The sequence below is a fragment of the Mycobacterium asiaticum genome (assembly GCF_001673315.1).
In the GTDB taxonomy this organism is placed as follows: domain Bacteria; phylum Actinomycetota; class Actinomycetes; order Mycobacteriales; family Mycobacteriaceae; genus Mycobacterium; species Mycobacterium asiaticum_B.
In genome coordinates this window covers 12436-33886 of the sequence record NZ_LZLQ01000003.1, presented here as the reverse complement: position 1 = coordinate 33886, position 21451 = coordinate 12436, and the positions used below count along the sequence as shown (strand labels likewise).

The 21451-nt window shown below is 65.8% G+C and carries 22 protein-coding genes and 2 pseudogenes; 17 read left to right on the top strand and 7 right to left on the bottom strand.

The window, feature by feature from the left end:
* Nucleotides 1-632, bottom strand: a pseudogene (locus A5636_RS00355) (DNA polymerase III subunit gamma/tau); the annotation flags it as partial.
* Here A5636_RS00355 and A5636_RS25110 point away from each other — a divergent pair.
* Both A5636_RS25110 and A5636_RS00350 read left to right on the top strand, forming a co-directional pair.
* Nucleotides 627-935, top strand: a pseudogene (locus tag A5636_RS25110) (DNA polymerase III subunit gamma/tau); the annotation flags it as partial. The pseudogenes A5636_RS00355 and A5636_RS25110 sit on opposite strands and share 6 nt — an antisense overlap.
* A 62-nt stretch (nt 936-997) precedes the next feature.
* Nucleotides 998-1444 (top strand): SRPBCC family protein, encoded by a 447-nt coding sequence (locus A5636_RS00350; protein WP_065156720.1) that lies wholly within the window; start codon nt 998-1000, stop codon nt 1442-1444.
* On the opposite strand, the gene A5636_RS00345 is transcribed toward A5636_RS00350, so the two are convergent.
* On the bottom strand, nt 1441-2202 hold the full coding sequence (locus A5636_RS00345) for an Rv3717 family N-acetylmuramoyl-L-alanine amidase (protein WP_065156719.1): 762 nt from the start codon (nt 2200-2202) through the stop codon (nt 1441-1443). The genes A5636_RS00350 and A5636_RS00345 overlap by 4 nt on opposite strands.
* 98 nt (nt 2203-2300) lie before the next feature.
* Here A5636_RS00345 and A5636_RS00340 point away from each other — a divergent pair, with 98 nt between their 5' ends.
* Together A5636_RS00340 and recR are read left to right on the top strand one after the other, a co-directional pair.
* Nucleotides 2301-2651 carry a YbaB/EbfC family nucleoid-associated protein gene (locus tag A5636_RS00340; RefSeq protein ID WP_081287506.1) on the top strand — a complete coding sequence of 117 codons (351 nt, stop codon included), beginning with the start codon at nt 2301-2303 and terminating at the stop codon, nt 2649-2651.
* 10 nt (nt 2652-2661) lie between these two features.
* Nucleotides 2662-3273: a recombination mediator RecR gene (recR, locus tag A5636_RS00335; protein WP_065156717.1), complete on the top strand. Its 612-nt coding sequence runs from the start codon at nt 2662-2664 to the stop codon at nt 3271-3273.
* A 23-nt stretch (nt 3274-3296) separates the two neighbouring features.
* Here recR and A5636_RS00330 read toward each other — a convergent pair whose 3' ends face one another.
* From A5636_RS00330 to A5636_RS00320, 3 genes are read right to left on the bottom strand one after another with little or no spacing between them, the layout of a single operon-like run.
* Entirely contained in the window at nt 3297-3725 is a 429-nt protein-coding gene (locus A5636_RS00330; RefSeq protein ID WP_065156725.1) for a hypothetical protein, read from the bottom strand.
* Nucleotides 3726-3739: 14 nt separating this feature from the next.
* A complete protein-coding gene (locus A5636_RS00325; RefSeq protein ID WP_065156716.1) occupies nt 3740-4447 on the bottom strand; it encodes a type 1 glutamine amidotransferase in 708 nt (235 codons plus the stop codon).
* Entirely contained in the window at nt 4440-5678 is a 1239-nt protein-coding gene (locus A5636_RS00320) for a Mur ligase family protein (RefSeq protein ID WP_065156715.1), read from the bottom strand. The genes A5636_RS00325 and A5636_RS00320 overlap by 8 nt, the downstream gene beginning before the upstream one ends.
* 173 nt (nt 5679-5851) lie before the next feature.
* Between A5636_RS00320 and A5636_RS00315 the strand changes: the two genes are divergently transcribed.
* Nucleotides 5852-6844: a DEDDh family exonuclease gene (locus A5636_RS00315; protein WP_155763469.1), complete on the top strand. Its 993-nt coding sequence runs from the start codon at nt 5852-5854 to the stop codon at nt 6842-6844.
* A 4-nt stretch (nt 6845-6848) separates the two neighbouring features.
* On the opposite strand, the gene leuA is transcribed toward A5636_RS00315, so the two are convergent.
* Nucleotides 6849-8651, bottom strand: a complete 1803-nt coding sequence (gene leuA, locus A5636_RS00310) for a 2-isopropylmalate synthase (RefSeq protein ID WP_155763468.1) — start codon at nt 8649-8651, stop codon at nt 6849-6851.
* A 590-nt stretch (nt 8652-9241) separates the two neighbouring features.
* Here leuA and A5636_RS00305 point away from each other — a divergent pair.
* Both A5636_RS00305 and A5636_RS00300 read left to right on the top strand, forming a co-directional pair.
* Entirely contained in the window at nt 9242-10507 is a 1266-nt protein-coding gene (locus tag A5636_RS00305; RefSeq protein WP_065156713.1) for an aspartate kinase, read from the top strand.
* Nucleotides 10507-11562, top strand: a complete 1056-nt coding sequence (locus A5636_RS00300; RefSeq protein WP_065156712.1) for an aspartate-semialdehyde dehydrogenase — start codon at nt 10507-10509, stop codon at nt 11560-11562. Before A5636_RS00305 ends, A5636_RS00300 begins: the two co-directional genes overlap by 1 nt.
* Here the strand turns inward: A5636_RS00300 and A5636_RS00295 are convergent.
* Nucleotides 11559-12188, bottom strand: coding sequence for a TetR/AcrR family transcriptional regulator (locus A5636_RS00295; RefSeq protein ID WP_065156711.1), 630 nt, complete (start codon nt 12186-12188; stop codon nt 11559-11561). The genes A5636_RS00300 and A5636_RS00295 overlap by 4 nt on opposite strands.
* Nucleotides 12189-12490: 302 nt before the next feature.
* Between A5636_RS00295 and A5636_RS00290 the strand changes: the two genes are divergently transcribed.
* From A5636_RS00290 to egtE, 10 genes are all read left to right on the top strand, one after another.
* Nucleotides 12491-13009 carry a hypothetical protein gene (locus A5636_RS00290; RefSeq protein ID WP_253900427.1) on the top strand — a complete coding sequence of 173 codons (519 nt, stop codon included), beginning with the start codon at nt 12491-12493 and terminating at the stop codon, nt 13007-13009.
* Nucleotides 13010-13055: 46 nt separating this feature from the next.
* Nucleotides 13056-13409, top strand: coding sequence for a hypothetical protein (locus tag A5636_RS00285; RefSeq protein ID WP_065156723.1), 354 nt, complete (start codon nt 13056-13058; stop codon nt 13407-13409).
* A 112-nt stretch (nt 13410-13521) separates the two neighbouring features.
* A complete protein-coding gene (locus A5636_RS25105; protein WP_081287505.1) occupies nt 13522-13917 on the top strand; it encodes a hypothetical protein in 396 nt (131 codons plus the stop codon).
* 45 nt (nt 13918-13962) lie between these two features.
* Nucleotides 13963-15411 (top strand): catalase, encoded by a 1449-nt coding sequence (locus tag A5636_RS00275; RefSeq protein ID WP_065156708.1) that lies wholly within the window; start codon nt 13963-13965, stop codon nt 15409-15411.
* 27 nt (nt 15412-15438) lie between these two features.
* A complete protein-coding gene (locus A5636_RS00270; RefSeq protein WP_172827120.1) occupies nt 15439-15867 on the top strand; it encodes an organic hydroperoxide resistance protein in 429 nt (142 codons plus the stop codon).
* Nucleotides 15868-15913: 46 nt separating this feature from the next.
* Entirely contained in the window at nt 15914-17215 is a 1302-nt protein-coding gene (egtA, locus tag A5636_RS00265) for an ergothioneine biosynthesis glutamate--cysteine ligase EgtA (RefSeq protein ID WP_081287504.1), read from the top strand.
* Nucleotides 17212-18501 (top strand): ergothioneine biosynthesis protein EgtB, encoded by a 1290-nt coding sequence (gene egtB / locus A5636_RS00260; protein WP_065156706.1) that lies wholly within the window; start codon nt 17212-17214, stop codon nt 18499-18501. Before egtA ends, egtB begins: the two co-directional genes overlap by 4 nt.
* The gene (gene egtC / locus A5636_RS00255) at nt 18501-19214 is read left to right on the top strand and encodes an ergothioneine biosynthesis protein EgtC (protein WP_065156705.1); all 714 of its coding nucleotides are present in this window, start codon (nt 18501-18503) and stop codon (nt 19212-19214) included. Before egtB ends, egtC begins: the two co-directional genes overlap by 1 nt.
* Nucleotides 19211-20176, top strand: coding sequence for an L-histidine N(alpha)-methyltransferase (gene egtD, locus A5636_RS00250; protein WP_065156704.1), 966 nt, complete (start codon nt 19211-19213; stop codon nt 20174-20176). The genes egtC and egtD overlap by 4 nt, the downstream gene beginning before the upstream one ends.
* Complete coding sequence (gene egtE, locus A5636_RS00245) at nt 20173-21279, top strand: ergothioneine biosynthesis PLP-dependent enzyme EgtE (RefSeq protein ID WP_065156703.1); 1107 nt, start codon at nt 20173-20175, stop codon at nt 21277-21279. Before egtD ends, egtE begins: the two co-directional genes overlap by 4 nt.
* The last annotated feature ends 172 nt before the right edge of the window (nt 21280-21451 follow it).

The window sequence follows — 21451 nt, the reverse complement described above, 5'->3', positions numbered from 1 at the left end:
CGGTCCGACGGCGGCCGGGTCGGATACCAGCGGGCCCTTGGCCTGCTGGGCGCCACCGACGTCGCACTGATCGACGAAGCCGCTGCCTCCGGCTTTGGGGAAGGGGGCGTCCGCCGGGGTGCGGGTCGTGTGACGGGCGGGTGAACGGGCGCGCTCGGAGCGGCGTCGGCGGCGGGTATCGAGATGGCGAGCCGGGTTTCGATGCGTTCGACGCGCTGCAGCAGAGCCGATTCGGCATCGGTAGCCGAGGGCAGCAACAGCCGCGCGCAGATCACTTCCAGCAGCAACCGTGGTGCCGTCGCGCCGCGCATCTCCCCCAAGCCCGCTTGGACTACCTCGGCATACCGGGTCAGGGTCGCCGGACCGATTCGGGCCGCTTGGTCGCGCATGCGGTCCAGGACGTCCTCCGGCGCGTCCACTACGCCGCGGGATACGGCGTCGGGGACCGCTTGCATGAGGATGAGATCGCGAAATCGCTCCAACAGGTCAGTGGCGAAGCGGCGCGGGTCGTGGCCGGCGTCGATCACCGATTCGACGGCACCGAACAATGCGGCCGCGTCCCCGGCGGCGAGTGCGTCTACGGCGTCGTCGATCAGTGCGACGTCGGTGGCGCCCAGCAGGCCAAGGCCCCGCTGGCCAAGCGGTTGTCCGAACAGCGCAACGCCGATGTGATCGTCGAGGCGCTCAAGGACGCCCTAGGAGTGAACTGGCGCGTTCGTTGTGAGACGGGTCCACCGGCCGCCGCCGATCGCACCGCGGCTACACCGCAAGTGGAATCGTCGGTCCCGCAATCGAATCCGGTGCAGCACGAGGAAGAGGAAAGCATGCTCGCCGAAGCTGGGCGCAGCGATCCGTTGGAACCCCGCCGGGATCCGGAAGAGGTTGCTCTCGAGTTGCTGCAGAACGAACTGGGCGCCCGCCGCATCGAAGGGTAGCCGCATCCAGCACCTATATCGTGGTCCGCGACAGCGGACCCTAGACAGAGGAGTTGCACCTGATGGGACAGGTGAAAGCAGCCAGCACGGTCTTGATCGACGCTGAGCCGTCGGCCGCGTTCGACGCAGTGGCCGATTACCGGAATGTCCGCCCGAAGATCCTTTCCCCGCAATACAGCGAGTACGAAGTACTCGAGGGCGGCCAGGGGCAGGGCACGGTAGCCAAGTGGCGGCTCCAGGCAACCGAGTCTCGGGTGCGCGACGTCAAGGTCAATGTCGATGTCGCCGGGCACACGGTCATCGAGAAGGACGCCAACTCGTCGATGGTCATCAACTGGACGGTGGCGCCGGCGGGTCCCGGATCCAGCGTCACCGTGACGACCACCTGGACCGGCGCCGGCGGGGTCAAAGGCTTTTTCGAGAAGACGTTCGCACCGCTCGGGCTGAAAAAGATTCAGAACGAGGTGTTGACCAACCTGAAGAACGAGTTGGAGAGCCGGGTCGGCTAACGCGCCTGCCCTTGCGTGGCAAGGAACCCGGCGACGCCGCGAACCAGCGCGTCGGCGTACTTCTGCCGACCCTCCGCGGACTCCATCAGCGCCGAATCCGCGGGATTCTTCATGTTGCCCAGCTCGACCAGGACCGACGGATACTGAGCGAGATTCAGGCCGGCCAGGTCAGAGCGCCCATAGAGCCCGCCCTGGCCGATGTAGTTCGCCGGGGGGATGCCGGACGCCTGCAACTGGTCGCGCATCACGCGCGCGAACTGCACCGACGGTCCGGATTGGGCCGCGTTCAGCGGTGGGGAGGAGTAGTTGACGTGGAACCCGCGGCCGGAGGCGGGGCCGCCGTCGCCGTGCAGGCTGACGATGGCATTGGGGCGCAGCGAGTTGGCCATGTTCGCACGTTCGTCGACGCAAGGACCCAGCGCGTTGTCGTTGCCGCGCGACATCGCCGTCCGGACGCCCAGCGCGTTGAGGGCGGCACGCAGCCGCAGCGCGGTGTCCCAGGTGAAGGTGTGCTCGGCAAATCCACTGTTGGTCGACGTACCGCTGGCCTGACAGTCTTTGGTGCCGCCTCGACCGGTGGGCACCTGGCGTCCGATTGAAGCGTCATTGGAACCGTTGTGGCCGGGATCGATGAAAACGACCATCCCGGCAAGGGAGCCGGGAGCTGCTGCCGCGGTTGGCATGAGCGGCATCACCGCGGCCGCCAGTACTCCGATGAGGGTGGTGATCCCGACACGCAGGCTGACTCGTACGTCCACTGCGCCAAGGTAACGCGCTGCGGACTACGCTGAATGTTTCAAATCGCCCGACACCCGCAGGCGAAACCAACTCGAGACCAAGATGCGAGGGGACTGTCATGCAACCCGGAGGCGATATGTCGCAACTGCTGGCCCAGGCGCAGCAGATGCAGCAGAAACTACTTGAGGCGCAACAACAGCTGGCCAACTCCGAGGTGCATGGTCAAGCCGGCGGCGGACTGGTCGAGGTGGTCGTCAAGGGCAGCGGCGAGGTCGTCGGGGTGAAGATCGATCCGAAAGTCGTCGACCCCGAGGACATCGAGACCCTGCAGGACCTGATTGTCGGCGCTATGCGCGACGCCTCCCAGCAAGTCACCAAGATGGCCCAGGAGCGGTTGGGTGCGCTGGCAGGCGGCCTGCGTCCGCCGGCGGCACCTGCTCCGCCGGCGCCCGGCGTGCCGGGGGTCTGACCGCACCCACATGTTCGAAGGACCGGTTCAGGATCTGATCGACGAGCTCGGCAAGTTGCCGGGCATCGGACCCAAGAGCGCGCAGCGCATCGCCTTTCACTTGCTGTCGGTTGAGCCGCCGGACATCGACCGATTGACGGCAGTGCTGGGCAAGGTCCGCGACGGCGTGCGGTTCTGTGCGGTCTGCGGCAACGTCTCCGACGACGAACGCTGCCGGATCTGTGCGGATCCGCGCCGGGACGGCTCGCAGGTGTGTGTCGTCGAGGAGCCGAAGGACATCCAGGCGGTCGAACGCACCCGTGAATTCCGCGGCCGGTATCACGTGCTCGGCGGGGCCCTGGACCCGCTGTCCGGTATCGGTCCCGAACAGCTACGGATCCGTGAGTTGCTGACCCGGATCGGTCAGCGGGTCGACGATGTCGACATCACCGAGGTGATCATCGCCACCGACCCCAACACCGAGGGCGAGGCGACCGCAACCTATCTGGTCCGGATGCTGCGCGACATCCCCGGCCTGACCGTGACGCGGATCGCGTCCGGGCTGCCGATGGGGGGCGACTTGGAGTTCGCCGACGAGCTGACCCTGGGGCGTGCGCTGACCGGCCGCCGCGCCATGGTCTGACGAGCCTCAGGCTCTGCTCAACCTCAGGCCTTGCTCAATTGGAAAGGCCTCGTAAAGGTCTTGCCAGGTTCCTCACCGCACGCGTCCGACGTCGTCGTCTGGCCTTCGCCGGCAAGCGACATCGCATCGAAGCTGTAATTAACGGTGACCGGGGCGGGTGCGCCGTTCGGGCACGCCGTCTGGGCCGTACCGATGTGGGTCCATCGCCCGTTGGCGAGGTGGAACTCCCAGCTGATGACGAATGTCCCGCCATCTTGTGAGGTGGCCCGGGTGCAGTCCGAACCACACGGGACGAAAAGCCAGGCGGTCGCTTTGTCGTTGTCTCGGTAGACCACGTGGTACCGGCCGTTCGGGACTTCGTAATCGGCGTGCGCCGCGGTCGGCGACGTGCTGAACGCGGCCGCGCCGAGCAGTGCAGCACCAACAGCCAGCCGCAGGCGGGGCTTCGCCATCTCAACCTGCATGGCTAGCGCACCGCCAGTCGTTCGCGGCGAAGCAGATCCACTTCGGGCAGCTCCAGCGGCGCCAGCTCACCCACCACTTTGCTCAGCAACAGGTCGGCCAGCTCCGGGTTGCGGGCCAGGCACGGTCCGTGCATGTAGGTGGCGACCACACTGCCCTGCACCGCGCCGTCGATGCCATCGCCTGCACGATTACCAGCACCCTTGACAACCGCGCCCAGCGGCGCTGCTGCGGGCCCCAAAACCGTTCCGCCGCGGTGATTTTCGAAACCGGTGAGGCGTTCGGTCAGTCCGGGCAGCGACGGTTTGGCAACCAGCTCGCCGATGGTGCGTTTATCCTGCGGCGTGGTGGTCAGATCCAGCATGCCCACGCCATCGACCCGTTCCCCGGCCGATGTCTCATACCAGTGCCCGAGCACCTGGATGGCCGCGCAGATGGCCAGCACCGGCGCACCGCGGTCTGCCGCGCGCTGCAACCCCGGATACCGGATCAGGTGCCTGGTGGCCAACCGCTGTGCGTAGTCCTCTGCCCCGCCGAGTGTGTACAGGTCCAGCGACTCCGGTACCGGGTCTGCCAGCGTGATCTCGATGATCTCGGCGGGGATGTCGCGCAACAGCAGCCGTTGCCGCAACACCACGGCGTTGCCGCCGTCGCCGTAGGTGCCCATCACATCGGGCAGCACCAGCCCGATGCGCACCTTCGATTCAGCCATGGCGCGCCAGCCTTCGGTTCAGCTGCAGGAACGCGGTGTAGTTGGCGACCACCTCGACCCGTCCGGGCGGGCACGACGCGATGGCCGCCACCGTGTCGTGGACCAAGGTGTGTTCGACGCCCGCGTAGCCCAATCGCACCGCCAGGTCGGTCCCGCGCTCCCCGGCGGCAACCACGGCCGTCTCCTCGAAATGCTCGAAGCGCACATCCCACAACCAGGACAGATCCTCCCCGTCCGGGACCTGCCCGTTGACCGCGATCACCACTCCTTCGGCATGCTTGTCCACCATTGACAGCGCTTCCTGCCAGCCGGCCGGATTCTTGGCCAGCAGGAGCCGCGCCACATGGTCACCGATTCGGACGGTCCGGTACCGGCCCGCGACCTCGTTGACGGCGGATACCGCCGCGACAGCTTTGGCCGGGTCGGCGCCGAGTGCGACGGCGGCAGCGATCGCTTGGGCGGCATTGCCGCGATTCACCGCGCCCGGCAGGGCCAGTCGCATCGGCAATGTCAGACCGTCGGGGCCGTAGAGGTTGCCCCCGTCCTCCGGGTCGAACCACCAGTGCGGGGTGGGACGTTTGAACTCGGCGCCGGTGGAATACCAGTGCTGCTGGTCACGGACGATCACCTCGCCGCTGCGCGGGCAGCTGACCGAGTCGTTCGCCCAGGACCCGCCAGCGGCCACCCACACCACGTCCGGACAGTCATAGGCGGCCGAGGTCATCAGCACGTCGTCACAATTGGCAACCACCACAGCGCCGGGGTGGCGGGCCAGACCGCCCCGCAAGGCGCGTTCGATGACGTTGATCTCACCGACCCGGTCCAGTTGGTCACGCGAGAGGTTGAGTAGTACGACCGCGGCCGGTCGGACCGCATCCGAGACATGTGGCACGTGCATCTCGTCGACCTCGAGGGCCGCCAGTCCAGCCCGCCGGTCAGCAGCCAGTGCGGCCACCAGCCCCGCGTCCATGTTGGCCCCTTCGGCGTTGGTGGCGACCGGGCCGATCGTCCCCAGCGCGGCCGCCGTCATCCGTGTCGTCGTGGACTTGCCGTTGGTCCCGGTGACGACGACGGTGCGACGGCCCTCCCCGAGTTGGCGCAGCACCGAGCGGTCCAGCGTCATCGCGACCAGGCCGCCGATCATGGCTCCGGCGCCGCGGCCGGTGACCCGCGACGCCCATCGCGCGCTCGCCCCGGCGGCGAGAGCTAGACGTGCGCGAGCGGTGACCACCCGCGCAGTTTAAGGGTGATCGCAATCGCGGCGCTCTGCGCTGGGTGCAGCGGGTCGCCCCATCGGGTGGATCGCAAGCACTTTCCTGGCGCTGCGGATCTCGAGGCAGTTTCAGCGCCGACACGACGCGTCAGCGAACCGGGGATGTCGGTTCGCCGTGCCATCCTCAAGCCATGAACCGGATGTCCTGGGGCCGGCCCGCACGGGAGCCGCACGGGGGATGGGCTGTTATCGACGTCGAGACCTCGGGTTTCCGCCCGGGTCAGGCCCGGATCATCAGCATCGCCGCGCTGGGCCTCGACAGCGACGGTCGGGTCGAACAGTCGGTGGTGAGCCTGCTCAACCCCGGGGTCGACCCGGGACCCACGCACGTGCACGGCCTGACGACCGCGATGCTGGAGGACCAGCCGCAGTTCGCCGATATCGTCGGCGACGTAATCGAAGTGCTGCGCGGTCGCACGCTGGTAGCGCACAACGTGGCGTTTGACTACTCGTTCCTGGCAGCCGAAGCCGAAATGGCGGAAACCGAGCTGCCCGTGGACACCGTCATGTGCACCGTCGAGTTGGCCCGCCGGCTGGAGCTCGGCCTCGACAATCTACGGCTGGAGACGCTTGCCGCGCACTGGGATGTCACCCAGGAACGGCCGCACGACGCGTTCGACGACGCGATGGTGCTGACCGGGATCCTTGCCGCTGCCCTGCGGCGGGCACGCGATCGCGACATCTGGTTGCCGGTGCATCCGGTGACCCGTAGCCGCTGGCCCAACGGCCGGGTTACCCATGACGAGCTGCGGCCGCTGAAGGCGTTGGCCGCCCGTATGCCCTGTCCTTATATGAACCCGGGCCGCTACGTCCGGGGCAGACCACTCGTCCAGGGCATGCGGGTCGCGCTGGCCGCGGAGGTAGGGCGCACCCACGAAGAACTCGTCGAACGAATCCTGCACGCCGGGCTTGCCTACAGCGACGACGTCGACCGGGAAACTTCGCTGGTGGTGTGTAACGACCACGCCCCCGGACAGGGCAAGGGCTATCACGCCCGGCAACTGGGTGTCCCGATGGTGTCCGACGCGCAGTTCATGGACAACGTGGTTTCCGTGGTGGGCGGCACCAACATGGAGGAATTCGCCGGCGCCACGATGGCCGACGAACAATTCGTCCTGTTCTGACGACCTAGCGGGACGCCCGATTGACCGCCGACACCACGGCTCGCAGTGAGGCAGTCGTGATCGAGGGCGCGATGCCCACGCCCCAGACGGTCTTTCCCGAGACGGAAGCCTCCACATAAGCCGCGGCCTGCGCATCGTCGCCCGCACTCATGGCGTGCTCGGAGTAGTCCAGCACCGCCACGTCGAACCCGACCGTGCTCAATGCGTCGACGAACGCGGCGAGCGGGCCATTGCCGGCGCCGTTGATCTCGGTCTCGACTCCGTCGATTTTGACCGTGGCGGTGATGCTGGTGGTCCCGGTGTCCTCTTCGGGTGCGTCGACTCGCTGCTTGACCCGTTCCAGCGGCAGGACCGGCGCCAGGTACTCCTCGGAGAACGCCTCCCACATCTCTTTCGGGGAGACCTCACCGCCTTCGCCGTCCGCCATCTTCTGGATCACCTGCGAGAACTCGATCTGCAGCCGGCGTGGCAGGGCCAGGCCATGGTCTGCCTTCATGATGTAGGCCACCCCGCCCTTGCCGGACTGAGAGTTGACCCGGATCACCGCTTCGTAGGTGCGCCCGACGTCTTTGGGGTCGATCGGCAGGTACGGCACTTGCCACAGCAGGTCGTCCATGTCGACATCTGCGGCATCTGCATCCACCTTCATCGCGTCCAGACCCTTGTTGATCGCGTCTTGGTGGCTGCCGGAGAACGCGGTGTAAACCAGATCGCCGCCGTAGGGGTGGCGCTCGTGGACGGGCAGTTGGTTGCAGTACTCCACCGTCCGGCGGATCTCGTCGATGTTGGAGAAGTCGATCTGCGGGTCGACACCGCGGGAGAACAGGTTCAGCCCCAGCGTCACGAGGCAGACATTGCCGGTGCGCTCGCCGTTTCCGAACAGGCACCCCTCGATACGGTCGGCGCCGGCCTGGTATCCCAGTTCGGCGGCGGCGACGGCAGTGCCGCGGTCGTTGTGCGGGTGCAGGCTCAGGATGACCGACTCCCGGTTGGCCAGGTTGCGGCTCATCCACTCGATCGAGTCGGCGTAGACGTTGGGTGTGGCCATCTCCACGGTGGCCGGCAGGTTGAAGATGATCGGGTTCTGCGGCGTCGGCTGAATGATTTCCGCCACTGCGTCGCAAACCTGTTTGGCGTATTCCAGCTCGGTCCCGGTGTAGGACTCGGGGGAGTACTCGAATCGCCACCGAGTGTCCGGATACTTCGCGGCCTCCTCGACACACTTGCGCGCGCCGTCCGCGGCGATGGACTGCACGGCGTCCCGGTCGGCGCGAAACACCACGCGGCGCTGCAGGATTGAGGTCGAGTTGTAGAAGTGCACGATGACGTTGGCGGCGCCTTCGCACGCCTGGAAGCTGCGCTCGATCAGCTCGGGCCGGCACTGGGTGAGCACTTGGATGGTGACGTCGTCGGGGATGGCGCCGTCGGTGATGATGTCGCGCACGAAGTCGAAGTCGGTCTGACTGGCCGACGGGAATCCGACCTCGATCTCCTTGTAGCCCATCCGGACCAGCAGATCGAACATGCGGCGCTTGCGCGCGGGACTCATCGGGTCGATCAGCGCCTGGTTGCCGTCGCGCAGATCAACCGCGCACCACAGGGGCGCGTCGGTGATCACCCGGTCGGGCCAGGTGCGGTCGGCTACCCGGATGGGCTCGACCTCTTCGGCGAACGGACGATACCGGTTGACCGGCATAGACGAACCACGTTGGGGGTTCCATACGGGCTGGCCGGGCCTTGGGGCGCCGGCTGGTGTAGTGATGGTGCGCGTTGAGACGAAGACGTCGGGTGAATCGGGATTAGTCACGGTTGGTGCTCCAGGGTTATCAGTGAGGAACCTCAGACCGGCGCATTGCGAACTCCCGCGACGGGAGGCCGGTCTGGATCAGACCCCGTCGCGGCGTCCGAGGAGGAGCACCCGCTGCACGTTGTGCACTCTACCGCGATCGGGTGCCTAGACAAAAAGGCATTGTGTGTGCAGTGACGGCTTCGACAGTGCATCCCGGGCGTGGAAAACGCGGAATCACCGCCATGACGGCACTTCGGAAGCCCTGAACGCACACTCGGGTGCCTGGGCGCACACGCGAGTGCTTGAGCGCACACTCGGGTGCTTGAACGCACACGCGAATCCCTGAGCGCACACGCGAATCCCTGAACGCACACGCGATTCCCTGAGCGCACACGCGAATCCCTGAACGCACACGCGAATCCCTGAACGCACACGCGATTCCCTGAGCGCACACGCGAATCCCCGAACGCACACCCGATCCGTAACAACACACGCGAATCCCTGGGGTCGCACTCACTGCCTGGTTGCCGTCGGATTAATCGAGCTGCGCTGGCACGTATTCTGTTGTGGACTCAAATCCAGGACATTCCCCAGACAGGAACAGATCATTGGCGCTCGTCGTGCAGAAATACGGCGGATCCTCGGTGTCCGACGCCGATCGGATTCGCCGTGTCGCCGAGCGGATCGTCGAGACCAAGAAGCAGGGCAATGACGTGGTGGTCGTGGTCTCGGCAATGGGAGACACCACCGATGACCTGCTCGATCTGGCTCAACAGGTCTGCCCCGTCCCGCCGCCGCGGGAACTCGACATGCTGCTCACGGCTGGTGAGCGGATCTCCAACGCGTTAGTAGCCATGGCGATCGAGTCGCTGGGCGCGCACGCCCGATCTTTCACCGGTTCGCAAGCGGGCGTGATCACCACCGGCACCCATGGCAACGCCAAGATCATCGACGTCACGCCCGGCCGGGTGCAGGCGGCGCTGGACGAGGGCCGGGTCGTGCTGGTCGCCGGCTTCCAGGGCGTCAGCCAGGACACCCGCGACGTCACCACGCTGGGCCGCGGCGGGTCGGACACGACGGCGGTCGCGCTGGCCGCGGCGCTGGGCGCCGATGTGTGTGAGATCTACACCGACGTGGACGGCATCTTCAGCGCCGACCCGCGGATCATGCCCAAGGCCCGCAAGCTGGACACCGTCACTTTCGAAGAGATGCTCGAGTTGGCTGCCTGCGGCGCCAAAGTGCTGATGCTGCGCTGCGTGGAATATGCCCGGCGCTACAACCTCCCGGTGCACGTCCGGTCGTCGTACTCGGACCGGCCGGGCACCGTCGTTGTCGGATCGATCAAGGACAAACCCATGGAAAGCCCCCTTCTGACCGGCGTCGCACACGACCGCAGCGAGGCCAAGGTGACCATCGTCGGGATCCCCGACATCCCGGGTTACGCGGCAAGGGTGTTCCGCGCGGTCGCGGATGCGGACGTGAACATCGACATGGTGCTGCAGAACGTCTCCAAGATCGAGGACGGCAAGACCGACATCACGTTCACCTGCTCGCGCGACAGTGGACCGACCGCGGTGGCGAAGCTGGATTCGCTCAAGAGCGAGATCGGGTTCGCCCAGCTGCTCTACGACGACCACATCGGCAAGGTGTCGCTGATCGGTGCCGGCATGCGCAGCCACCCTGGCGTCACGGCGACATTCTGCGAGGCGCTGGCGGCGGTCGGCGTCAATATCGAGCTGATTTCCACCTCCGAAATCCGCATTTCCGTGTTGTGTCGCGATACCGAACTAGACAAGGCCGTTGTGGCGTTGCATGAGGCGTTCGGGCTCGGCGGGGACGAGGAGGCGACGGTGTACGCGGGAACGGGCAGGTAATGGTTGCGACCGGATTGTCAATAGGGATAGTCGGGGCCACCGGACAGGTCGGCCAGGTGATGCGCACGCTGCTCGAAGAGCGTGATTTCCCCGCGACGGCGGTGCGGTTCTTTGCCTCGGCCCGGTCGCAGGGCCGCAAACTCCCATTCCGTGGCCAGGAGATCGAGGTAGAAGACGCCGAGACCGCCGACCCGAGCGGGCTGGACATTGCGTTGTTCTCCGCCGGGGCGACCATGTCCCGGGTCCAGGCGCCCCGGTTCGCTGCGGCCGGCGCCACGGTCATCGACAACTCGTCGGCGTGGCGTAAGGATCCCGACGTGCCGTTGGTGGTGTCTGAAGTCAACTTCGAGAGAGATGTCCGCCGGGCCGGGCCTCTCAAGAAAGGCATCATCGCCAACCCGAACTGCACCACGATGGCCGCCATGCCGGTTCTCAAGGTGCTGCATGACGAAGCTCAGTTGGTGCGGCTGATCGCCTCGACCTATCAGGCGGTGTCCGGAAGTGGCCTGGCCGGGGTCGAGGAATTGGCGACGCAGGCACGCGCGGTCCTGGACGACGCCGAAGAGTTGGTACACGACGGTGGCGCGGTCGAGTTCCCGCCGCCGCGCAAGTACGTCGCACCGATCGCGTTCAACGTGGTGGCGCTGGCCGGCTCATTGGTGGACGACGGCTCGGGTGAGACCGACGAGGACCAGAAGCTGCGTTCGGAGAGCCGCAAAATCCTGGGCATCCCCGACCTGATGGTCAGTGGCACCTGTGTGCGAGTTCCGGTGTTCACCGGCCACTCCCTGTCGATCAACGCCGAATTCGCCCGGCCGATCTCACCCGAGCGGGCTCGTGAACTGCTCGAGCTGGCGCCGGGCGTGAAGCTGGTCGACGTGCCGACGCCGCTGGCCGCTGCCGGGGTCGACGAATCGCTGGTCGGACGCATCCGGCAGGACCCGGGTGTACCGGAAGGCCGGGGCCTGGCGTTGTTCGTATCGGGGGACAACCTGCGCAAGGGTGCGGCGCTCAACACCATCCAGATCGCCGAGCGGCTGGCAGTACAGGGTTAGTTCGCGGGCTCGCTGCGCGGTTTCGCCAGTTCTCCCAGTGTGACGACGCCTTGAGTCATCTTTGCGGCGAGCTCGCCGGGGTTTGCCTCGAATACTTCCGGAATGTTTGCCGTCAAAGCGAGGGTGGCGAATCCGTGCGACAACGACCAGCCCGCCATGGCCAGCGCTTGAACTTCATCGTCGGTCACAGGTCCCGCGCGGTGTGAAGCGAGACTGGTTCGGGCGGTGCCGTACAGGATTTCGAACGCCGCGGTCTTCGCTTGCACCAGCTCCGGATCCTCGCTCCGGTACAGATAAGGGCGGAACATCACCTCGAAGTGGCCGCGGTGCGTGAGGGCAAAGGCGATGTAGGCCTGACCGCCCTGAATGAAGCCGTCGGGACCGGTCGCAGCCGCGCCGATCATCTCGGCCTGGAGACGAAACCCTTCGGTCGCGACTGCAGTGAAAATGCCTGCCTTGTCACCGAATTGGTAAGAAAGCGCGGCATGTGAGACGCCTGCCCGGCGGGCTATACGACGCATGCTCACACCGACGACCCCAACGGTTTCGACTTCCTCGATGGCGCCGTCAATTGCGGCTCGCTCCAAGTGCCCGTGGTGATAGGGGCGCGGGGAACCAGTTGCCATAGCGGGCACTCTACCGACGCATCTGACCATTGATAAGTTCCGCCAGAACCGGCAGACTGGCCGATACGGAGAAAACTATCCATTGGTAAGACTGGGGTATTGGAGTGAACGTGAGCGAGGGCGCGTCGGTGCAACATGGCAGACCGCCTGGCACGGCGCGTGTGGCGCGGTGGGCCGGGACGGTCGGCTTCATCCTTCCCGCGGCAACGCTGGTGGTCTACCCGATCTGGTCCTTCCCGGGAACAGAGAGGTCCGGCGCCGAAGTGGCATTGTGGGCTACGACTCACCACGATCGACTGGTCGTGACAATGCTGCTCAATACTGCGGGCGTCACGCTCTGGCTCATTTTCGGCGCGGCGGTATGGGCCTACCTGTGCGATCGACTCCCCTCGAGATCGCCGCTTCCAAAGTGTTTCGGGGCGGGATTCGCGGGATGCGTGATCCTATTGCTCAACGGGTTCACTGCCTTCGACCTGCTGCTTTATCGAAACCGCAACGCCGATACCTCAGCGCTGCTCTACGACCTCACTTTCGGCTTGCTGGCGATGTCGGGGATGCCGACGGTCGTGGCGCTCGGGTCGTTTGCTGTCGCGGTCTACCGCTACCGGGTACTACCTCGGTATTCAGCTCATCTGGCTTTCGTTGCCGCTGCGGTGCATCCCCTGCTGCTCGCAGCGTTCATCGTTCACGCTGGGCCGCTGTCGCTCGAGGGCTTCTCCATTACGGGAATGCCTGCGCTGCTATTTGCCTGGATCCTTGGAACTGCACTTGCTATGCCACGGCGGCCCGATGGGAGCCGGCGGCTCACAGCTGCTACATAGGGTGCGCATAGCGCCCACTACTGGTTGCGCAGGCATCATGCGTTTCATGAGCGAAATTTCTGAAACTCCGACCACGCGGACTTCCACTGCAGTAGCCCCGGCGCAAACCGTGCACACCACCCCCAAGGTCTTCAGCGCGGCGGCATGGGTCGCAATCGTCGCCGGGATCGTCTTCATCGTCTCGGTCATCTTCTTCACCGGCTTCCGACTGGGGCTGGCCAGCGGCCATGGCGGCCACCACGGCCATCACCACAAGCACCACCCGGCCATGTTCCACCGGTCGGGATCCCCCAACGGCGGTGGCTCGCAGATGGGCCCCGGCACCGCGCCGGGTGGGCCCAGCCAGGTGCCCACGTCGGTGGCGCCTTCGACAGCCCCAGCCCCGGCCCCCGGCCGCTGACACCCTTCACCAGTAGCCCGGTGCTCATTCGAGCACCGGGCTACATCAATTCACGGCATCTTTGTCGACTCAGGCCTTTACGGTGTCGCGTACCTGAGCAATATTCGAAGGCATGAGTGATACTCCCGAACCATCCGTCCCCCCGGCTTCGGTCGCCACGACCCCGCCCGCGCCCGCATATGTGGAGAAACCGCCGCGGCTGTATCGGGTCGCAGCCTGGGTGGTAATTGTCGCGGGCATTATCTTCATCGCTTCGACCCTGTTCTTCGCCGCCGCCATGGCCTTCGGCGGCGGCAAATGCCATCACCACCACCACCGCCACCACCACGGTCAATTCCAGGGGGGCCCTGGTGGCCCCGGCGGTCCGGGCGCGGGATGGCAGTTCTGGTACCCCGGTGGGCCGCCCCCGCCCGGAATGGGACCCGGCTCCCCGCCCGGCTCCCAGGGGCCTGCTCAATCGCCGACCAGTCCCGCTCCCAGCACGCCCGCCAGCCCCCCGGGTCGCTAACCGCGAGCCCAGCCCCGCACCAGCCCAACAACGAGGAGATTCTCAATGACTGAGCGCTTCACCACCACTGACGCCGGCAACCCAGCGCCGAGCGACACGGATTCGTTGACCATCGGTCCCGACGGTCCGATCCTGCTGCAGGATCACTACCTGATCGAGCAGATGGCCCAGTTCAACCGCGAACGCATTCCAGAGCGGCAGCCACATGCCAAGGGCGGTGGTGCTTTTGGCACCTTCGAGGTCACCAACGATGTCAGCAAATTCACCCGGGCCGCGGTCTTCCAGCCGGGCACCAAGACCGACATGCTGGCCAGATTCTCCACGGTCGCCGGCGAGCGCGGCAGCCCAGACACCTGGCGGGACCCGCGGGGTTTCGCGCTGAAGTTCTACACGTCGGAGGGCAACTTCGACATGGTCGGCAACAACACGCCGGTCTTCTTCATGCGTGATCCGATGAAGTTCCAGCACTTCATTCGTTCGCAGAAGCGGTTGCAGGCCAGCAATGTTCGCGACCACAACATGCAGTGGGACTTCTGGACCCTGGTGCCCGAATCGGCGCATCAAGTCACTTGGCTGATGGGTGACCGTGGCATCCCGAAGTCCTGGCGGCACATGAACGGCTACAGCAGCCACACCTACAGCTGGATCAACGCCGCCGACGAGATCTTCTGGGTCAAGTACCACTTCATCACCGACCAGGGCGTCGATTTCCTCACCCAGGAGGACGCCGATCGGCTGGCCGGTGAGGACGGCGACTATCACCAGCGCGATCTCTACGACACGATCGAACGCGGCGAGTATCCGAGTTGGACGCTGAAGATGCAGATCATGCCGTTCGAGGAGGCCAAGACCTACCGGTACAACCCGTTCGACCTCACCAAGGTGTGGCCGCACGGCGACTATCCGCTGATCGACGTCGGCAGGATGACGCTGAATCGCAACGTCACCGACTACCACACCGAGATCGAGCAGGCCGCCTTCGAGCCCAACAACATCGTGCCCGGGACCGGTCTGAGTCCGGACAAGATGCTGCTCGCCCGCGGCTTCTCCTACTCCGACGCACACCGGGCCCGCCTGGGCACGAACTATCGGCAGATCCCGGTCAATACGCCGAAGGTGGAGGTCAACAGCTACTCCAAGGACGGGGCGATGCGGATCAAGAATGCGTCGGATCCGGTGTATGCGCCCAACTCCTATGGCGGTCCACAAGCCGACCCGCGCCGCGCTGCCGAGGTGCGTTGGTTCGCCGACGGCGAAATGGTGCGCTCTGCGTACACGTTGCGTGCCGAGGATGACGACTGGGGGCAGGCCGGCACCCTGGTACGCGAGGTTCTCGACGACGCGGCACGAGACCGGCTGGCCAACAACATAATTGGGCATGTCTCCGAAGGCGTGAAGGAGCCGGTGCTGTCCCGGGTGTTCGAGTACTGGCGCAACGTGGACGCCGACCTGGGAAAGAAGGTGGAGGAAGGAGTCCGGGCGAACCTTGGCTGATCAGCCTCGGCTGGCATGATCGAGGCCATGAGCATTGATGTCGTTTACACCACCAAGTCAACGGCGACGGGCGGCGGGCGTGACGGGCACGTAAAGTCCGACGACGGCCGCATCGACCTGGACACCCGTCCGCCGACGGCAATGGGCGGCAACGGCGAGGGCACCAACCCCGAGCAGTTGTTCTCGGCGGGTTATGCGGCGTGCTTCCTGGGGGCGCTGCGACTGGTCGCGGGCAAAGCGAAGGTCAAGCTCGATGACGCCACCGATGTCACCGTCGAGATCGGGTTCGGCAAGGACGCCGAAGGTGGGTTCGGGCTCACCGGCAAGATCGTCGGGTACCTGCCTGGCCTGGAGCAGAGCGCGGCCGACGATCTGGTCGAGCAAGCCCACCAGGTGTGCCCGTACTCCAAGGCCACCCGGGGCAACGTCGACGTCGACGTCTCGGCGAGGGTCTAGCCGCCCGGGTCCGGGAATATGTCGGACCCATCTGGAAGATGAAGTGATGGTGACACGCATCGCCACGACCGCTGCGCACGCACCACTGGACCATGTCCAGCCGGCTGACACCGCAATAACCGGTTCCGCGGCTGCCGTGCAGTACATCGCCGAGGGCTGCCTCGTCGACGGCCCGCTGGGGCGCATCGGCCTGGAACTCGAGGCGCACTGCTTCGACCCTGCCGATCCATTTCGTCGCCCTGGCTGGGACGAACTCAACGATGTTCTGAAATGGATCGGTCCTCTCCCTGGTGGGAGCGTCATCACCATGGAACCTGGTGGTGCCGTTGAACTTTCGGGCCCACCAGCCGTCGGTGTGCCGTCGGCGATCGATGGCATGAGGCGTGATCAGGCGGTGCTCCGGTCCACGTTGGCCGAGGCCGGGCTTGGTTTGGTGTTCCTGGGTGCGGACCCGCTGCGGCCGCCTGAGCGGGTCAATCCTGGGGCGCGTTACCGCGCGATGGAAGAATTCTTCGCTGCCAGCGACAGCGGAGCAGCGGGTGCGGCCATGATGACCTCGACGGCTTCGATTCAGATCAATCTCGACGCCGGCCCCCGTGCGGGCTGGGCAACCCGAGTATGGCTGGCGCACGCATTAGGTCCCACGATGATTGCAATTGCCGGCAACTCCCCGATGCTTGCCGGCGAGTTCACCGGCTGGCAGTCCACCCGTCAGTGGGTCTGGGGCCAGATGGATTCGGCCAGGTGCGGACCGATTCTGGGGGCCAGCGGCGTCGATCCCGGCACCGATTGGGCGCGGTACGCGCTGAAGGCGCCGGTGATGATGGTTCGAAGCGCGGACGCGGGAGACAACGTCGCAGTCACGCACTACGTGCCGTTCGCCGATTGGGCGGACGGCCGGGTGCTGCTCGGTAACAGGCGCCCCACGATCGCCGACCTGGAATACCACCTGACCACGCTGTTTCCCCCGGTACGCCCGCGCCGGTGGTTAGAGATCCGCTACCTCGACACTGTCCCGGAGACGGTTTGGCCGGCCCTGGCCTTCACTCTGACCACACTGCTGGACCACCCCATCGCTGCCGACCTCGCCGCCGAAGCCGTCGAACCGGTGGCCACCGCATGGGACGTCGCGGCCCGGGTCGGACTCTCTGATAGGCGGCTGCACGTCGCCGCCAACCGGTGTCTGGCCCTCGCGACGGAGCGGGCGCCGGCCGAGCTCATGCCCGCGATGGAAGAACTGATGCTCAACGTAGAGACCGGGCGATGTCCTGCTGACGATTTCTCCGACCGGGTGATCGACAACGGCATCGCGGCAACCGTTGCGCGGATGGCGCAGGGAGAGATGTGACGGTACGAGAACGGCTTGCCGGTGAGTTGGAGCGTGCCCGCACGCGCACGTTGCGACTCGTCGACTTCGAGGACGCCGAGCTACACCGGCAGTACGACCCACTGATGAGTCCGTTGGTTTGGGACCTGGCGCACATCGGTCAGCAGGAAGAGCTGTGGCTGCTGCGCGACGGTAACCCGGACCGGCCGGGGTTGCTGACCCCTGATGTCGAACGGCTTTACGACGCGTTCGTGCACTCCCGGGCCAGCCGGGTGAATTTGCCACTGCTTTCGCCTGCCCAAGCGCGGTCGTTTTGCCGCACGATCCGCGCTGCTGCGCTGGACGAGCTGGATGCTCTGCCGGACGAAGGACCCCAGGACCCGGGGCTGTTCAAGTTCGGCTTGGTCATCAGTCACGAGAATCAGCACGGCGAAACCATGCTGCAGGCGTTGAACATGCGCACCGGAGCGCCCCTGTTACAGGCCGCCGATCGGGTTCCGCCGGGTCGGCCGGGCTTGACTGGGACATCGGTGTTGGTGCCCGGCGGGCCCTTCGTGCTGGGCGTGGACGCTGCGACCGAGCCTTACTCACTGGATAACGAACGCCCCGCGCATGTGGTCGACGTGCCGAGCTTCCGCATCGGCCGTGTTCCCGTCACCAACGGCGAGTGGCGGCACTTCATCTCTGATGGTGGTTACACGAATCCGAGATGGTGGTCCGAACGTGGTTGGCAGCACCGCCAGCAGGCGAGCCTTACCGCGCCGCACTTCTGGGCCGCTGATGGGAGCACCCGCACCCGGTTCGGGTACACCGAGGACATTCCGGACGACGAACCAGTGCAACACGTCTCGTACTTCGAGGCCGAGGCCTATGCGGCTTGGGCCGGAGCCCGTCTGCCCACCGAAATCGAATGGGAGAAGGCCTGTGCCTGGGATCCGGCCGGCAACGCCCGGCGGCGCTACCCATGGGGCGCACAGGAGCCGTCCGCCGAGCGCGCCAATCTGGGCGGCGCGACGCTGCGGCCCGCGCCCGTGGGGGCCTACCCGGCCGGCGCGTCCGCCTATGGGGCCGAGCAGATGCTGGGTGATGTTTGGGAATGGACCAGTTCAGCACTGCGTCCATGGCCCGGGTTTGTGCCGATGATCTACGAACGTTATTCGCAGCCCTTCTTCGACGGTGATTATCGGGTGCTGCGCGGGGGTTCGTGGGCCGTGGAGCCCACGATCCTGCGTCCGAGCTTCCGCAATTGGGATCACCCGTACCGTCGGCAGATCTTCTCCGGTGTCCGATTGGCTTGGGATATCTGATGTGTCGCCATCTGGGCTGGCTCGGATCGGTGGTCAGCGTTTCTTCGCTGGTGCTCGATCCGCCACAAAGTCTGCGGGTGCAGTCCTATGCCCCGCGCCGGCAGAAGCATGGTCTGATGAACGCAGACGGTTGGGGCGTGGGCTTTTTCGATGACCGGTCCGGCGGCGCCGTTCCGCGGCGCTGGCGCAGTGCGGCGCCTCTGTGGGGGGACACATCATTCGAGTCGGTTGCGCCGGCACTGCGCAGTCACTGCATCGTGGCTGCGGTGCGATCTGCGACCGTCGGCATGCCGATCGAAATCAGCTCCACCGCACCATTTACCGACGGAGAATGGTTGTTGTCGCACAATGGTGTGGTGGACCGTTCGGTGCTACCACAGCACCCCATGGCCGAATCCATCTGCGACAGCGCACAACTCGCTGCAGCGATATTCGCGCGCGGTATGGATGCGCTGGGTGAGAGCATCGCCCAGATAGGCGATGCCGATCCGCTGGCGAGGCTGAACATAATGGCCGCCAACGGCTCGCGGCTTGTCGCAACCGCATGGGGCGACACGCTTTTTCTGCTGCGTCGCAACGACGGCGTTGTGCTCGCCAGTGAACCGTACGACGACGACCCGGGCTGGGAAGAAGTGCCTGACCGGCACTTGGTGGAAGTGGACGCCGAAGGTGTCTCCCTGACCGCGTTGAACCATGCGAAAGGGGTTCGATGACGCTCTCGCTGTCCAATCACCTGGCCGAAGACGCCGCCCTGCGGGCATTGCGTCGTGATGTGTACACCGGCCTGCAGGAGACGCCGAAGTCCCTGCCGCCCAAATGGTTCTACGATGCGGCCGGTAGCGACCTGTTCGACCAGATCACCCGGTTGCCGGAGTACTACCCGACCCGCGCCGAAGCCGCCATCCTGCGCGCCCGATCTGCGGAGATTGCTGCCGCCAGTCAGTCCGACACTTTGGTCGAACTGGGCAGCGGGACGTCGGAAAAAACCCGCTTGTTGCTGAACGCGTTGCGGGACCGCGGCGCGTTGCGCCGCTTCGTGCCGTTCGACGTCGATGCCAATGTGCTTTCGGCTGCAGCAAGCGCGATTCAGCGCGAGTACCCAGGGATCGAAATCAACGCTGTCTGTGGTGATTTCGAGCAGCATCTGGCCGAGATCCCCGGTGGCGGGCGTCGGCTGTTCGTCTTTTTGGGCTCGACCATCGGCAATCTCACGCCCGGGCCCCGCGCCGAGTTTCTGACGGCGTTGTCCAATGTGATGCGACCGGGGGACAGCCTGCTGTTGGGCACGGACCTGGTCAAGGACACCGACAGATTGGTGCGCGCCTACGACGACGCGGCCGGGGTGACGGCCCGGTTCAATCTCAACGTGCTGTCGGTGATCAATCGCCAACTTGACGCTGATTTCGTCGTTGACGCCTTTGAGCACATCGCGCGCTGGAACGCCGAAGAGGAACGGATCGAAATGTGGCTGCGCTCCGGCCGTTCACAGCGGGTCCGGGTTGGTGCGCTGGACCTGGCCGTTGATTTCGAAGCTGGCGAGGAGATGCTGACGGAAGTGTCCTGCAAGTTTCGTCCGGATGCGGTGAGGGCCGAACTGGCTGAAGTGGGGCTGGATCGGGTCCGGTGGTGGACGGACGACGCGGGCGACTTCGGTCTGTCGTTGGCTGTTAAGTGACTAGCGCGCTGGCCGAACAATGGCGCGCGGCCAGGCCGGCCATGGCGGGCCTGCACCTGGACAACGCGGCCTGTTCGCGGCAGAGCTTCGCTGCCCTGGACGCCGCTGCGCGGCACGGGCTGCACGAGGCCGAGGTCGGTGGATACGTTGCGGCCGACGCCGCAACGCCGGTGCTGGACGCCGGGCGCGCCGCGGTGGCTGCGCTGTGCGGCTTATCCGAGGCCGAGGTGGTGTTCACCACCGGTTCGCTGAACGCGCTTGACCTGCTGCTGGGCAGTTGGTTGCGTGACGCCCGAACCCTGGCCTGTCTACCGGGTGAGTACGGCCCGAACCTGGCGGTCATGGCCGCGCACGGATTCGAGGTGCGTCGGCTACCGACTCTCGAGGACGGTCGGCTGGCCATCGACGACGCCGCCCTGGCGCTCCAAGAGCATCCGCCGCACCTGGTGCACCTGACGCCAGTGGCCAGCCACCGCGGCATCGTGCAGCCGTTGGCGATGGTGGCAAAGCTGTGCCGTGAACTCGGTATCCCGCTAGTTGTGGACGCCGCCCAGGCCCTGGGCCAGATCGACTGTGCAGTGGGTGCCGACGTCACGTACTCGTCGTCGCGCAAGTGGATCGCTGGGCCGCGTGGGGTGGGAGTCCTGGCGATGCGCCCCGAACTGACCGAGCGATTGACGCGAGGTGTTGACCAGCTTGGCTTCGGTGAGGCCAATGTGGCTGCCCGGGTCGGCTTCTCGGTGGCCGTCGGTGAACACCTGGCTTACGGGCCCGAGAACGTGCGCGCACGGTTGGCCGAGTTGGGTGGCATCACCCGTTCGTTGTTGGCCGACGTCGACGGGTGGGTGGTGGTCGAAGAGCGCGAGGAACCGTCCGCGATCACAACTTTGGCGCCGGTCGGCGGTGCCGACCCGGAAGCCGTGCGCGAATGGTTGCTCGCCGAGCGTCGGATCTTGACCACCTTTGCTGGAATCCCACGGGCGCCAATGGAACTCGCGGAGCCTGTGCTCCGGATTTCACCACATGTCGACACGACGGCCGAGGAGTTGGAAGCCTTCGCCGAAGCGCTGATTTCGGCCACTGCAGCCACTTTCGCGGGGTGAAACCCGTCGCACGTGCCGGAGCGCGCACTCCATGCCAAAAGTCTCCAAACTCGCCCTTCAAGCAGTAGTGCATATTGCGCGCGTGTGGAGTAACTTCGCTCGGTACGCGTATGAAGGGGCGGGCACGCATCTAGGTACTCCCGCTGCGAACCGCGCAAAGATGAGCTTTTGG

Bases quoted from the DNA above. Each gene is read 5' to 3' on its own strand.
- A5636_RS00350 (WP_065156720.1), top strand. From the start codon at position 998: ATGGGACAGGTGAAAGCAGCCAGCACGGTCTTGATCGACGCTGAGCCG.
- A5636_RS00340 (WP_081287506.1), top strand. From the start codon at position 2,301: ATGCAACCCGGAGGCGATATGTCGCAACTGCTGGCCCAGGCGCAGCAG.
- recR (WP_065156717.1), top strand. From the start codon at position 2,662: ATGTTCGAAGGACCGGTTCAGGATCTGATCGACGAGCTCGGCAAGTTG.
- A5636_RS00330 (WP_065156725.1), bottom strand. From the start codon at position 3,725: ATGGCGAAGCCCCGCCTGCGGCTGGCTGTTGGTGCTGCACTGCTCGGC.
- A5636_RS00325 (WP_065156716.1), bottom strand. From the start codon at position 4,447: ATGGCTGAATCGAAGGTGCGCATCGGGCTGGTGCTGCCCGATGTGATG.
- A5636_RS00315 (WP_155763469.1), top strand. From the start codon at position 5,852: ATGAACCGGATGTCCTGGGGCCGGCCCGCACGGGAGCCGCACGGGGGA.
- A5636_RS00300 (WP_065156712.1), top strand. From the start codon at position 10,507: ATGGTTGCGACCGGATTGTCAATAGGGATAGTCGGGGCCACCGGACAG.
- A5636_RS00295 (WP_065156711.1), bottom strand. From the start codon at position 12,188: ATGGCAACTGGTTCCCCGCGCCCCTATCACCACGGGCACTTGGAGCGA.
- A5636_RS00285 (WP_065156723.1), top strand. From the start codon at position 13,056: ATGAGCGAAATTTCTGAAACTCCGACCACGCGGACTTCCACTGCAGTA.
- A5636_RS25105 (WP_081287505.1), top strand. From the start codon at position 13,522: ATGAGTGATACTCCCGAACCATCCGTCCCCCCGGCTTCGGTCGCCACG.
- A5636_RS00275 (WP_065156708.1), top strand. From the start codon at position 13,963: ATGACTGAGCGCTTCACCACCACTGACGCCGGCAACCCAGCGCCGAGC.
- A5636_RS00270 (WP_172827120.1), top strand. From the start codon at position 15,439: ATGAGCATTGATGTCGTTTACACCACCAAGTCAACGGCGACGGGCGGC.
- egtA (WP_081287504.1), top strand. From the start codon at position 15,914: ATGGTGACACGCATCGCCACGACCGCTGCGCACGCACCACTGGACCAT.
- egtC (WP_065156705.1), top strand. From the start codon at position 18,501: ATGTGTCGCCATCTGGGCTGGCTCGGATCGGTGGTCAGCGTTTCTTCG.
- egtD (WP_065156704.1), top strand. From the start codon at position 19,211: ATGACGCTCTCGCTGTCCAATCACCTGGCCGAAGACGCCGCCCTGCGG.